The following is an 11,928-nucleotide window of genomic DNA, read 5'->3' as shown; positions in this document are numbered from 1 at the left end:
GCGGGGTTCACTCCGCCGTGCCGGGCGCCTCGGGCGACGGCACCGCCGCCCACTGCCGGTCCGCGATCGGGGCCAGCACGCGGAAGACCAGGGCGACGAGGGCCAGCAGGGCCGCGCACACCGCGCTCGCGGCGGCGAGCCACGGTGGGGCGAGTGCGAGGTCCACCGCGCGGGACAGGGAGGACGACGGAAAGGAACTCCCGTACGCCTGGGCCCCGGCCAGCACCGTGGGCACCAGCACCGCCCCGGCCAGCACCACGGCGACCGGGCGCAGGGCCAGCAGCAGCGCCAGCACGGTGCACAGCACCGACAGGCCGAGCGCGAGCGCGTGCAGGCGCAGGGACGCGTCACCGCGTTCCAGCGGGAAGTGGGCCACCGCGCACATGGCCAGCGCCAGGGCGGCCAGCCAGCCCGTCCAGGACACGCACCGGGCGAGCCGGTCGGTCGCACGGCCCTCGTTCCCGGGCGTGGCGGCGTCGAGCGTCCGGTGGGTCTCGCGCTCCGGGGCGGTGCGTGCCGAGCGGCGCCTGCCCGGGCGGTCCTGCTTGTCGGGCCCGCCGTTGCCGGACTCGGGGCGCGGAGTGCCGTGCGGCAGGCGGCCGTCGCGGTCCAGGCGCTCCAGGCCGAGGCGGTCGATCAGCTCGACCAGTTCCCCGACCGACCGGCCGGTGGCCGCCGCCCGGAGGGCCTCCTCCCGGACGTGGGGCTCCTGCGGCTCCTTGTGCAGCAGGGTCACCAGCCGGGTCACCTCCTCGACGGGGCGGTGGGCGGCCGCGGCCCGGATCGCCTCGTCGGCGCACTCGGCGTCGCGCGGAGGCTTCGTCAGCAGGGCGATCAGCCGGGACACGTCCTCCACGGGCCGGGCCACCCCGGCCGTGCGGAGCGCGTCGACCCGGGCCTGGGTATGGTCGTCGGACTCCTCCAGGGAGGTGATGAGGTCGACGACCTCCTCCAGCGGCCGGTCGGCCACGGCGGCGTGCACGAGGTCGCTGACCGCGTCACCGTACGGCACGGCACCGGTGCCGGTACCTGGCCGGAGTTCGACCGGGTTGTCGTCCAGGGAGCGGATGACGAAGGGCCGGGCGGCCGAGGGCTCGTCCCCGCCCGCGCCGGGCGCGGCGGAGGCGGCGGGCGCGGCGGAGGCGGCGGGCGCGGCGGAGGCGGCGGGCGCGGCGGAGGCGGCGGGGCCGTCGAGGCCAGGGGCGGAGGACGCGCCGGGCTGGTTCCGACCGGACGCGGGAGCCGGGGCCGCGGCCGGCGCAGTCGGAGCGGACGCGGACGGATCAGAGGCGGACGGATCGGACACAACGGGCACGGACGCATCGGCCGCGGACGGCGCGGAAGGATCCGACTTGGCCGACCGCTCGGGTCCGGCCGCCGGGCCCGCGGGCTCGTGCCCGGCAGCGACGGGCGAGGCCTCGGCCGGATCCGCCCAGTCCTGGCCCGGAGCGACCGCCCTGGCCTGCGCGGAATCCGGCCGTTCCGGACCGGGAGCAGACGGCGAGGCCTCGGCCGGGTCGGCCCAGTCCTGGCCCGGAGCGACCGCCCCGGCCTGCGCGGAATCCGGCCGTTCCGGACCGGGAGCAGACGGCGGGGCCTCCGCCGGATCCGCCCAGTCCTGGCCGGGCGGAGCGGGCCGGGCCGGCGGGCGGTAGGGGTCGGGGGCCGGCGGCGGCGCGGGCGCGTGGCTGGGCCGTTCCGGCACGGCCGCGACGGGTTGCGGGCCCGCCGTCGCCGCCGGGTGGGCACCGGGGGCTCTGGGGTCGGGGCCCGTGGGGGCGTCCTGGGCGGAGCCGTACGCCTGGTACGAGCCGGCGGCGGCCTGCGTGCTCGTCTGCTCCACCGGGTGCGTGCCGGTGGCGGCGGTTGTCTCGGCGGACGGCTGGGCCGACCCGTTGGGCTCCTGGGATATGGCAGGTCCGTTCGAGCGGGGTGATGAAGAGCAGGTGGTCATACTCGCCTCCATGGGAAGAGTGCGGCCGCTCCTGCGCCCCCCGTCGTGCGACGAGCGACGTTACGCTGACCATTACTAGGCGTCCCCGTCACGCCGTGCCACTCGGGTGAGCCACCGGGATGACCGCGGCACGGGAGAATCCACCGACACGCCGACATGTCGGGCCCCTAGCGCAATACAGCCGCCGGAAACGGGAATCCAGAAGGTGACACCCCGGGTCGCGGCACGCCAGGAGGGGGCAAGCCCGTGGATACGACCACAACGGTGATCACGGTGGCCGCGGTGCTCGCGGCGCTCGTCCTCGCCTTCGCCGTCGGCGTCCTCGTACGCCTCGTGCGCACCCGGCGCGATCTGCGGCGTGCGGGGCTGCCCACGGGACCGCGCTGGGTGTTCTGGGGCGCGGTGCTCTATCTGGTGCTGCCCGTCGACCTGTTGCCCGACCCGGTGTACCTGGACGACATCGGCGTTCTGCTGCTCGCTCTGCGCACTGTCCGCGGCTCCCTCGGCGAACGGGAGCGCAGCGCGGCACCCCCGCCGGACCGGCAACCGGCGCGATGACTACGGAAAGTAAGGAAACCAACCACCCGTTCGATTCGTATAAGTCTCTGGAAGCCGAAACGAGCCGGCGGGCCGGGTGGCCGCACCGCCGGGCCGCCGTTTGGTCGGCGCAGCACCGACGAGGGAGAGACGATGCAACCGTTCGCGCTCAACTACGCGCGCCCGGCAGTGGAGTTGGACGCTGCCATTCCGTACGTGTACGACGCCGGACTGCAGTTGAACGTGCTCCGCGACGGACGGGTCGCGGCCTCCGACTTCGCCCTGCTGAGAGAGTTCGGCACCACGACCTCCACCGCCGGTTCCAAGACGCACTTCGACGACTGACCACGGGTCGCCGACATGACCGTTCTGATCCTCACCTGTGAGGAGGACGTGACCGCGGACATGGTGGTCGTGCACCTGAACGCGACAGGGGTCCCGGTGGTCCGCGTCGACCCCGCCGATCTGACCGGCGGCGTCGCACTGTCCGGGGAGTACGTGCACGGCCGGTTCCGCGGCCATCTGTCCGCCGGGGGGCGGCTGGTGAGCATCGGGGGGCTCCGGTCGGTCTGGGTGCGCAGGCCCGGCACCCCGGCCGCACGGGCGGCGCAGCCGTCCGCCTGGCTGACCGAGGAGGCCGCGCAGGCGCTGTACGGCATGCTGCGCGGTTCGGACGCGCGGTGGATGAACCATCCCGACGCGGCCCGCAGGGCCCGGCACAAGCCCTGGCAGCTGCGACTGGCCCAGCGGTGCGGCCTGCCCGTGCCCGCGACGCTCATCACGACGTTTCCGCGTGCCGCGCGCGAGTTCGCCGAGCGTTATCCGGACCTGGTGGTCAAGCCGGTGTCGGGCGCGCATCCGCAGGATCCGCCGCGAGCGGTGCCGACCAGCCGGGTCGCGCCGGACACGGACTTCTCCGCGGTGGCCTTCGGGCCGACGCTGCTGCAGCGGCGGATCGCCAAACGGGCCGACATCCGGCTCACCGTCGTGGGCGAGCGGATGCTGGCCGCCCGCAAGGCGGCCGCGGTGGACGCGGATCCCGACGACGTCGACGTGCGGTTCGCCGCGCCCGGTACCCCGTGGGAGCCGGTCGAGGTGCCGCCGCGCAGTGCGGCGGCCGTCCGGTCCTACCTGGCCGAGGCCGAACTGGCTTACGGCGCGTTCGACTTCGTGGAGGACGCGGACGGCACCTGGTGGTTCCTGGAGTGCAACCAGTCGGGGCAGTTCGGCTTCGTCGAGGTGGAGACGGGACAGCCGATCGCCCGCACCATCGCCGAGTGGCTGGCCCGGCCCGTCCCGGAGCAGCCGGCACGCGTCAACAGCGCGGACTCCACGGTTCGTTGAGCACCGGGCCCGGTGCCGGCACCGGGCCCGTCTCCGGTCGGAGGATCACTGCGGCCGCGGTCCGGGGAGCATCGCCGTGCGCTGCCAGCCCGTGCCCGGGGAGTGCGGACGGTCGTAGCCGAGGGACTGTGCGGGCCGCATGACCAGCTCCAGTTCCCTGCTCACACGTTCGGCCTCGCGGCGCACCTGTGCGGGGACATCGCCGCGCTCCGCGATGAGTCGGTCGTAGATGGGGGAATCCTGGAACACCCGTCAACGTGCCTTTCTGCTCGTCGGCCCCGAGCGGGGGCGAGACTGCGAGTGTAGGCGGCACGGAGTCCCGGAGTGTGAATTCCTTGGGATGACTTGACGCAGACCGGACATCTGTGACAGGTGCGCGCGCGGCCTTTCACGCCCCCGTCGTGGAACCGGGCCGGACGATCATCAGGACGGTGACGGTGGCCCACAGCAGGTTGAAGATGCCGGTGAACATGGCGAGTTGCACGGTGTCGCGGTGGTCGACGGCCCCCTCGCCCCGCAGTTCACCGAGGAGTTCCTCCTGGCGGGGCAGGACGAAGGCCGCCAGGACGCCCGCGGCCGCCGCCGTCAGGGCGATGGAGGTGACGAGCCACCCGCTGCCGAGGACGCCCATCGCCGCCCCGGTGGCGAGGCCGAGGACCGGGACGGTCACCCCGACGCCGGCGTAGACGCGGCAGATGCGGTGGAGCAGCGCGACCGTGCCGACCGCCGACGGGTCGGGGACGCCACCGCCCGCCGGGGCCGCGCGCCGGGCCGCCGGCGGGAACATGCTGGCCGCGACGGTCACGGGACCGATGGCGACGATGGCGGCCAGCACATGGAGGGACAGCAGGAACTTGGTCACCGGGGCTCTTTCCACGAGAACGATCGACGGCGCTCACGTTAGGGAGGCCCGCCGTGATCGCCCAGGGGCTGGAACGACAGCTTCCAACGGATTCCCGCCAACCCGGTGACCTGTCCACTCGTGGCCCGGGACACCGTCGGGCCCGGTGTCCGGGCCTGGCGGGAATGCCCCTAGGGTGGCGGTCATGCACTCTGTGGCGATCCTCGTCCTCGATCACGTGGTGCCCTTCGACATGGCGGCTCCCCAGCAGACGTTCGGCTGGACCCACCTGCCGGACGGGCGCCCGGCCTACCGGGTCCGGCTCTGCGCCGAGACGCCGGAGGTGCGTGCGGACGGTGGTTTCACGCTCCGCGTCGAGCGAGGGCTGGAGGCGCTGGCGGAGGCCGACACCATCATCGTGCCCGGCTGCTCACCCGAGGCGGCGCCGCCGTCCGCCCGCGTGCTGGCGGCCCTGCGGCAGGCGGCCGAGGCCGGTACCCGGATCGCGTCCGTGTGCGTGGGGGCCTTCGTCCTGGCGGAGGCGGGGCTGCTGGACGGGCTGCGCGCCACCACGCACTGGGTGGCCGCGGGCGATCTGGCCCGCCGCTACCCGCGCATCGAGGTGGAGCCGGACGTGCTGTACGTGGACAACGGGCAGATCCTCACCTCGGCCGGTGCGGCGGCCGCGCTGGATCTGTGCCTGCACATGATCCGCCGGGACCTGGGCTCTGCGGTGGCGGCGAACATCGCCCGGATGTCGGTCATGCCGCTGGAACGGGAGGGCGGGCAGGCCCAGTTCATCGTGCACGAGCATCCGCCCGTGCCCCGGGGGTCGGAGCTGGAGCCGGTGCTGGAGTGGATCGAGGACCACCTCGCGCAGGAGGTGACCCTGGGGGCGCTGGCGGCACGCGCGGGGATGAGCGAGCGGACGTTCAGCCGCCGCTTCCGCGAGCAGACCGGCACCACGCCGCTGCAGTGGCTGCTGCGGGCGCGGGTGCGGCGCGCCCAGTACCTGCTGGAGAACACCGGCCACTCGGTCGAGCGGATCGCGCGGCAGGCCGGTTTCGGCTCCCCGACGGCGTTCCGGGAGCGGTTCCGCAAGGTGGTGGGCACCACGCCGTACGCCTACCGCACGGCGTTCCACGGGAAGACCGCTGCCCCGGCGGTCCGTTCCGGGACCGCCGGGGCAGCTCCGGGTCCGGGCCCGGATCCCTGATCTCAGCCGACCAGCGTCAGGCCGTTCTCCCCGTCCGTGTCCGCGGCAGCGGACCGCTCCCTGGTCAGCAGCAGCACGTCCGCCTTGGCGATGGCGTCACTGATGTCGGACGTCCCCATCATCACGCACAGCGTGTAGCTGACGTCGTCCAGCTCGCGTGCCGTCGCCGGCGTGTGCCTTTCCGCCTGAGCGATCCTCAGCGACGCGTATCGCGTCAGCAACTCCCTGACGGCCTTCCGGTCCGGTACGAGCACGTAGCGCCCCTCTCTGTGGGTTTGCGCTGCGTATGCCCGAACCACGCGGAAACATTCACACCTTTTTCTCAGCAGGGGCGGAACTGACGAGAAATGACCACTTGATGATCGTCGTCAGGTGAGCTGGCCGCTGTGCAGGGCCGTGTAGGCCCCGCCCCGGCGCAGCAGTTCCTCGTGCGTGCCGACTTCCCGGATCCGGCCGTCGCCCATCACCACGATCCGGTCGGCGCCCTGGACGGTGGACAGCCGGTGCGCGACGACGAAGGTGGTGCGCCCGCGCAGCAGCCGCGCCAGCGCCTGCTGGACGAGGGCCTCCGAGCGGGTGTCGAGCGCCGAGGTCGCCTCGTCCAGGACCAGCACCCGCGGGTCGCGGATCAGGGCCCGGGCGATGGCGAGCCGCTGGCGCTGCCCGCCGGAGAGCCGGGCGCCGTGCTCGCCGACCAGGGTGTCGAGGCCCCGGGGCAGCCGGTCGACGAACTCCAGCGCGTTGGCGTCGCGCAGGGCCGCCCGCACCGTCTCCTCGTCGGCGTCGTCCATGCCGTAGGCGACGTTCTCGCGGACGGTCCCGTCGAAGAGGATCGACTCCTGCGGCACGACCGACAGGAAGCGGCGGTAGGTGCGCAGATCGAGGGTGTTCATGTCGGTGCCGTCGAGCAGCAGCCGGCCCGAGGTGGGGCGGATGAAGCCGATGACGAGGTTGAGCACGGTGGATTTGCCGGCGCCGGACGCGCCCACCAGGGCGACGGTCTCGCCCGGCCGCACGTCCAGGGTGAAGTCCCTCACAGCGGTGCGCCCGTCGGTCTCGTAGGCGTAGTCGACGTGCTCGAAGGTGACGGCTCCGCGCAGCGCGGAGAGCTCCGCCTTGCCCTGGTTGTCCTCCAGTTCCGGGGCCTGGAGCACCTCGCCCACGGAGCGGACCGACTCCAGGCCCTTGGTGATGACGGGGGCGAGTCCCGCCAGCGTCGTCGTGGAGTTGGTGAGGGTGGTCAGGAACGCGCTGAGCATCACCACGTCGCCGGGGGTGACGCCCCAGACGCCGTGGTACGAGATGAGCGCCGCCCCGGCCAGGACCAGCACGCCGACCACGTTGAGGACGACCCAGGCCAGGGAGCCGAACCGGCCGTTGACCAGGTCGAGGCGGAGGCCGGAGGTGAGCAGCCGGTTGAGGGTGCCGTCCATGCGGCGCAGGGCCTTGCCCTCCAGGCCGTGGGCGCGGGTGACGGGGATGAGCCGGGTCATCTCGGTGACGCGGGACGACAGGGCCTCCACCTCGTGGCGGAAGTGCTCGTTGTGGGTGCGCAGCCGCGCCCGCAGCCGGGCCACGAGCAGCGCCGCGGCGGGCACGACGACGAGGAAGACGGGGAGGAACTCGGGGGTGCGCACGGCGATGATGACGAGGCCGCCGGTGAGCACGGTGGTGGCGCCGAGCCCGATCTCGGCGGTCTGCTGCACCATCTGCTCGACGGTCTCCACGTCCCGGACCACCTTGGCCTGGAGCACGCCGGCGCTGACGCGCGAGTGGTAGCCGATGGAGAGCTGCTGCATGCGGGTGCACAGGGCGGAGCGCAGGGCGGTGCCCATGCGGCGGACGCTGCCGTACAGCAGGCGGACGTACAGCACGTGCAGCGGGTAGTTGACCAGCAGGATGAACATGATGAGCCCGGTGCTGGTCCACAGGCGGCTGAGGGGCTGGTGCTGGACGACCGTGTCGATGATGGACGCGGTGACCAGCGGCAGCAACCAGATCGGGCTGTGCTTGACGGTGAAGACGACGACGGCCAGCGCGAGCCGGCGGCGGTCGGCGCGGAACAGGTAGGCGAGCGTGCGGATCGGGTGCTCGCCCCGGTAGCGGTGGTCGAGGGGTCTTTCTGTCGTCGACGCCATCGGCGGTGGTCCTCCCCGGTTGCCGGTGGGTGTGGCAAGCGCTTTCTTCCCAGGCGGCTCCGGAGTACACCACGGGCCGGGGCGGCGACGCCGCAGCGCGGGACCCGGGGCGAGACGGGTGCGCCGCCCCGGGCCGCGGGCCGCTCAGGCCGCGTCCAGCTCCGCCTGCTCCTCCGGCGTCAGGACGAGACCGGTGGCGGCGGCCGAGTCGCGGATGGTCTCGGGCCGGCTCGCGCCCGGGATCGGCACGACCACCGGCGACTTGGCGAGCATCCACGCCAGGCACACCCGCTGCGGGCTCACCCCGCGCTCCGCGGCGATGCGGGCGAACGCGCCGTGGGCCGAGCCCAGCTCGCCGGCCTTCGCGATCCCGCCGAGAGGGCTCCAGGGCAGGAACGCGATGCCGAGCTCGTCGCACAGGCGCAGTTCCGGCTCGCTGGAGCGGAAGGCCGGGGAGAACTGGTTCTGCACGGCGACCAGACGGCCCCCGAGGATCTCCTGGGCCTGGCGGATCTGGTCGGGGTCGGCGTTCGAGATGCCCGCCATCCGGATCTTGCCCTCGTCGAGCAGGTCGCGCACCGCACCGACCGAATCGGCGTAGGGCACCTTCGGATCGGGGCGGTGGAACTGGTAGAGCCCGATGGCCTCCACGCCGAGGCGGCGCAGGGACGCCTCGCACGCCTCCTTCACATGGCGGGGGCTGCCGTCGAGCGTCCAACTCCCGTCGCCGGGGCGCAGATGACCGCCCTTGGTGGCGACCAGGACCTCGCCGCCGCGCTCGTGGGAGGCGAGGGCCTTGGCGATGAGGCTCTCGTTGTGACCGACCTCGTCGGCGTGCAGGTGGTAGGCGTCCGCGGTGTCGATCAGGGTCACGCCGGCGTCGAGCGCGGCATGGAGGGTGGCGAGGGAGCGTTCCTCGTCCGGGCGTCCCTCGATGGACATGGGCATCGCGCCCAGCCCGATCGCGCTGACCTCGACATCACCGATACGGCGGGTGTCCATGGGCTCGTGACCTCTTCCGGCTGTCGTTTCGGCTGTTCGGGCGATGGCCGACTCCAGCCTGGACGTCCCGCGCGCGGACGTCCAATAGAAGAAGGAGAACGCATTCAGCAGCCGCGCAACTGAATGCCTCCCCACGGCCCTCCACCCGGGACCCCGTCTCCTCGCCGCCAAGTGCGGGATCCGCTTCGCAGGTGGTCGTGAGCACAGAGATGACAGCGTGACGGCATCCGCCCGCGGCAGGGGAACAACAGGGCGCGCCTGCCCGCCCTCATGTTCGCGATCACGGCCCGTTCGGACCTGTCGGCCGCTTCCTCAAGAGGTCATCCCTGGCGGGACGTCAACTCGGGCTGTCAGGCCTGCGCCTCACGCGGCACCGCTCCGTCCCTCCCTTCCCGGGGGCGGCAGCGCCGATCCGCTGCCCGGGGCGCGGGAGGGTCTGCGGTGGCCCTCGTGGAGGCGGGTCGGGTCCCCCGTGGTTCTGCCGGGCCGGGCGATCAGCGCGTCGAGATGCCGGTGCCGCCGGCGACGACGGGGTCCGGCGCGGGCGGGACCCGGCCGGCAGCACCTCCGTCCCGTTCCTCCGGCGTTTCAAGCACGTCATCCATGCCATGGACGCCAGGGCGGTTGCGGATGCGCCTCAGGGAGTGCTGATGAGAACTCAGTTCTCGGCACTCCCCTTGTCACCCGCGTACCGCCCGTCCGGGTCGCGACGGAGGAGAACTGCTACCGCTTCTGGACGCGACCGAGCTGCGAACCGGCCGTTTCGGGCGCATGGTGGGGCTATGGACGGTCAACCCCCTGTGGTCGTGCAGCCGCCCGCGTCGGACGGCGGACGGCTGGTGACCATCCGCGGCGAGGACAAGGGCGTCGCCTACAGCCTGTTCGACGTGCTCGACCTGGTCCACCGCGAGGGCCTGCCCACGGCCGACACGGCGGTGGACGACACCGAGCTGATCGAGTGGCGGGGCGGTGGCCCGTACGACTGGAGCAGCGGGACGCCCGAGGAGGCGTGAGCCACCACGCACCGCCCGGTTCCTCAGCCGCCCCGCGCCCTCTGCCACCGGGTTCCTCAACCAGCCCCGGCCCCCGCTGCCCCGTTCCTCAACCGGACCCGGCCCCCGGCTCCCCCGCCGCCCCGGCCGACGCGTCGAGACGCGCCCTGTGGGCAGGCGTCAGTTCCAGGTCGGCCGCGGCGACGTTCTCCTCCAGGTGCTCGATCCGGGCCGTGCCCGGGATCGGCAGGACGACCGGCGAGCGGTCCAGGAGCCAGGCGAGCGCGACCTGGGTGGGCGTGGCCCCCAGCTCGGCCGCCACGTCGGCGACGGGCGTCTCGGCACCGGTTTTCCCCCAGGCGACGGGCCGCCACGGCAGGAAGGCGATGCCGGCCGCCGCACAGGCGTCGAGCACCGGCTCGTGCTCACGGTCGAGCAGGCTGTACCGGTTCTGCACGCTCGCGACGTCGACGATCTCCCGGGCCCGCTCCAGCTCGTCGACGGAGACCTCGGACAGCCCGATGCGCCCGATGAGGCCCTCCGACTGCAGCTCCCGCAACGTGCCCAGCTGGTCGGCGAGCGGGGTGTCGGGGTCGATACGGTGCAGCTGGAGCAGCTCGATCCGCTCCACGCGCAGTCGGCGCAGGGCCTGCCGGACCTGGTCGCGCAGGATCTCGGGCCGCCCGTCGAGCTTCCAGTCGCCGCCGGGCCCGGTGCGGGCGACACCGACCTTGGTGGTGATCAGCAGCCCCTCGGGGTAGGGGTGCAGCGCCTCGGCGAGCAGTTCCTCGTTGGCTCCTCCGCCGTACAGGTGCGCCGTGTCGATCAGGGTGACGCCCAGTTCCACGGCCCGCCGGGCCACCGCGAGGGCCCGTGCGCGGTCCGGGCCGGGCCCGGTCGGCAGATGCATGGCCCCGAACCCGAGCCTGCGCACCTCCAGATCCCCACCGATGCGGAACGTCGATGCCATGAGCGGTCTCCTCCCCCTTGAGCCCAAGGGGCCACGCTAACAGCGCCGTTGGCGCGGGAGCGGGGCACGGGGACGGGTCCGGGCGCCTCGGGCGCGGGGCGGTCGGCGAGCCGTTGTCAGTGCCCGGCGATACGCTGCGCGCACGACGACCCTGTCCCTTTTGGGAGGCTTTCATGGTTTCGCGTCTCAACCCCTACCTCACCTTCGGCGGCGACGCCCGGCAGGCGATGGAGTTCTACAAGGAGGTCTTCGGCGGCACCCTGACCCTGAACTCCTACGGCGACTTCGGCCAGGGGGACACCCCGCACGCCGACCAGATCATGCACGGCATGCTGGAGACCCCCACCGGCTTCACCCTGATGGGCGCCGACAACCCACCCGGCATGGAGACGCCGCAGGGCGGTTCCTACTCCGTGAGCCTCAGCGGCGACGACGACGCCGAGCTGCGCGGCTACTGGGAGAAGCTCTCCGAGGGCGGCTCGGTGTCGGTGCCGCTGGAGAAGCAGATGTGGGGTGACGAGTTCGGCATGTGCACCGACCGCTTCGGTGTGCCGTGGATGGTCAACATCAGCGGCAAGGAGAGCTGAGCACCTCCGGCGGAGGCACCACCGGCAGAGCACCGCCGCCACCGCAGCACCCCACCGCAGCGCCCCACCGGATCGGACCACCGGAGCACCGAACCCGACCAGGGCCGCCCGCGCGCACCGCAGCCGACCGCGCGCACGGGCGGCCCTGCCGCGTTCGCGGTGCCCCTCAGGACCACCCGGCTCGCGTTGGGAGGAGCGGGCCCGGGAGTCCTCGGCGTTCATGCTGGACCGCATCCGCGAGGAGCTCGCGGCGTAGGGCTCCGGCCGGGGCCTGCCGCGGGTCCCGGCCGGACGTCAGGGCGGTGGCCGGGGACGCCTGCGGCGGGGAGGGAGACCGGTACGCCCTT

Annotated in this window: 13 protein-coding genes; 6 read left to right on the top strand and 7 right to left on the bottom strand. The window is 73.3% G+C overall.

Annotated features, from left to right (window positions below; translation table 11 throughout):
* Positions 1-7: 7 nt before the first annotated feature.
* Positions 8-1,954 carry a hypothetical protein gene (locus tag ACPXCS_RS24925; protein WP_425949369.1) on the bottom strand — a complete coding sequence of 649 codons (1,947 nt, stop codon included), beginning with the start codon at positions 1,952-1,954 and terminating at the stop codon, positions 8-10.
* A gap of 246 nt (positions 1,955-2,200) precedes the next feature.
* On the opposite strand from ACPXCS_RS24925, the gene ACPXCS_RS24920 reads away from it, so the two are divergent.
* The 3 genes from ACPXCS_RS24920 to tgmB all read left to right on the top strand — a co-directional run bounded on the left by ACPXCS_RS24920 (position 2,201) and on the right by tgmB (position 3,835).
* Positions 2,201-2,512 (top strand): YkvA family protein, encoded by a 312-nt coding sequence (locus tag ACPXCS_RS24920; RefSeq protein ID WP_425949368.1) that lies wholly within the window; start codon positions 2,201-2,203, stop codon positions 2,510-2,512.
* Positions 2,513-2,644: 132 nt separating this feature from the next.
* Entirely contained in the window at positions 2,645-2,836 is a 192-nt protein-coding gene (tgmA, locus tag ACPXCS_RS24915) for a putative ATP-grasp-modified RiPP (protein WP_425949366.1), read from the top strand.
* Between the two features lie 15 nt (positions 2,837-2,851).
* The gene (tgmB, locus tag ACPXCS_RS24910; RefSeq protein WP_425949365.1) at positions 2,852-3,835 is read left to right on the top strand and encodes an ATP-grasp ribosomal peptide maturase; all 984 of its coding nucleotides are present in this window, start codon (positions 2,852-2,854) and stop codon (positions 3,833-3,835) included.
* A gap of 45 nt (positions 3,836-3,880) precedes the next feature.
* On the opposite strand, the gene ACPXCS_RS24905 is transcribed toward tgmB, so the two are convergent.
* Together ACPXCS_RS24905 and ACPXCS_RS24900 are read right to left on the bottom strand one after the other, a co-directional pair.
* Complete coding sequence (locus ACPXCS_RS24905; protein WP_425949363.1) at positions 3,881-4,084, bottom strand: hypothetical protein; 204 nt, start codon at positions 4,082-4,084, stop codon at positions 3,881-3,883.
* A gap of 139 nt (positions 4,085-4,223) precedes the next feature.
* Complete coding sequence (locus ACPXCS_RS24900) at positions 4,224-4,697, bottom strand: hypothetical protein (protein WP_425949361.1); 474 nt, start codon at positions 4,695-4,697, stop codon at positions 4,224-4,226.
* Positions 4,698-4,881: 184 nt separating this feature from the next.
* Here ACPXCS_RS24900 and ACPXCS_RS24895 point away from each other — a divergent pair, with 184 nt between their 5' ends.
* Positions 4,882-5,892, top strand: a complete 1,011-nt coding sequence (locus tag ACPXCS_RS24895; protein WP_425949359.1) for a GlxA family transcriptional regulator — start codon at positions 4,882-4,884, stop codon at positions 5,890-5,892.
* 2 nt (positions 5,893-5,894) lie between these two features.
* On the opposite strand, the gene ACPXCS_RS24890 is transcribed toward ACPXCS_RS24895, so the two are convergent.
* The 3 genes from ACPXCS_RS24890 to ACPXCS_RS24880 all read right to left on the bottom strand — a co-directional run bounded on the left by ACPXCS_RS24890 (position 5,895) and on the right by ACPXCS_RS24880 (position 9,032).
* The gene (locus ACPXCS_RS24890) at positions 5,895-6,146 is read right to left on the bottom strand and encodes a DUF5133 domain-containing protein (RefSeq protein ID WP_425949357.1); all 252 of its coding nucleotides are present in this window, start codon (positions 6,144-6,146) and stop codon (positions 5,895-5,897) included.
* A gap of 114 nt (positions 6,147-6,260) precedes the next feature.
* Complete coding sequence (locus ACPXCS_RS24885) at positions 6,261-8,030, bottom strand: ABC transporter ATP-binding protein (protein ID WP_425949356.1); 1,770 nt, start codon at positions 8,028-8,030, stop codon at positions 6,261-6,263.
* 144 nt (positions 8,031-8,174) lie between these two features.
* Complete coding sequence (locus tag ACPXCS_RS24880; protein WP_425949354.1) at positions 8,175-9,032, bottom strand: aldo/keto reductase; 858 nt, start codon at positions 9,030-9,032, stop codon at positions 8,175-8,177.
* A gap of 782 nt (positions 9,033-9,814) precedes the next feature.
* Here ACPXCS_RS24880 and ACPXCS_RS24875 point away from each other — a divergent pair.
* On the top strand, positions 9,815-10,045 hold the full coding sequence (locus ACPXCS_RS24875; protein ID WP_425949352.1) for a hypothetical protein: 231 nt from the start codon (positions 9,815-9,817) through the stop codon (positions 10,043-10,045).
* Between the two features lie 88 nt (positions 10,046-10,133).
* On the opposite strand, the gene ACPXCS_RS24870 is transcribed toward ACPXCS_RS24875, so the two are convergent.
* Positions 10,134-10,994 carry an aldo/keto reductase gene (locus tag ACPXCS_RS24870; protein ID WP_425949350.1) on the bottom strand — a complete coding sequence of 287 codons (861 nt, stop codon included), beginning with the start codon at positions 10,992-10,994 and terminating at the stop codon, positions 10,134-10,136.
* 173 nt (positions 10,995-11,167) lie between these two features.
* Here ACPXCS_RS24870 and ACPXCS_RS24865 point away from each other — a divergent pair, with 173 nt between their 5' ends.
* Positions 11,168-11,581: a VOC family protein gene (locus tag ACPXCS_RS24865; protein WP_425949348.1), complete on the top strand. Its 414-nt coding sequence runs from the start codon at positions 11,168-11,170 to the stop codon at positions 11,579-11,581.
* Positions 11,582-11,928: the final 347 nt, after the last annotated feature.

The sequence above is a fragment of the Streptomyces sp. DT190 genome (assembly GCF_049846985.1).
In the GTDB taxonomy this organism is placed as follows: Bacteria; Actinomycetota; Actinomycetes; order Streptomycetales; family Streptomycetaceae; genus Streptomyces.
The sequence above is the reverse complement of the archived record's forward strand: the minus strand, read 5'-3'. Positions and strand labels throughout refer to the sequence as shown.

Coding starts and splice junctions, on each gene's coding strand:
- ACPXCS_RS24925 (WP_425949369.1), bottom strand. CDS start 1,954: ATGACCACCTGCTCTTCATCACCCCGCTCGAACGGACCTGCCATATCC.
- tgmA (WP_425949366.1), top strand. CDS start 2,645: ATGCAACCGTTCGCGCTCAACTACGCGCGCCCGGCAGTGGAGTTGGAC.
- tgmB (WP_425949365.1), top strand. CDS start 2,852: ATGACCGTTCTGATCCTCACCTGTGAGGAGGACGTGACCGCGGACATG.
- ACPXCS_RS24895 (WP_425949359.1), top strand. CDS start 4,882: ATGCACTCTGTGGCGATCCTCGTCCTCGATCACGTGGTGCCCTTCGAC.
- ACPXCS_RS24885 (WP_425949356.1), bottom strand. CDS start 8,030: ATGGCGTCGACGACAGAAAGACCCCTCGACCACCGCTACCGGGGCGAG.
- ACPXCS_RS24880 (WP_425949354.1), bottom strand. CDS start 9,032: ATGGACACCCGCCGTATCGGTGATGTCGAGGTCAGCGCGATCGGGCTG.
- ACPXCS_RS24875 (WP_425949352.1), top strand. CDS start 9,815: ATGGACGGTCAACCCCCTGTGGTCGTGCAGCCGCCCGCGTCGGACGGC.
- ACPXCS_RS24870 (WP_425949350.1), bottom strand. CDS start 10,994: ATGGCATCGACGTTCCGCATCGGTGGGGATCTGGAGGTGCGCAGGCTC.
- ACPXCS_RS24865 (WP_425949348.1), top strand. CDS start 11,168: ATGGTTTCGCGTCTCAACCCCTACCTCACCTTCGGCGGCGACGCCCGG.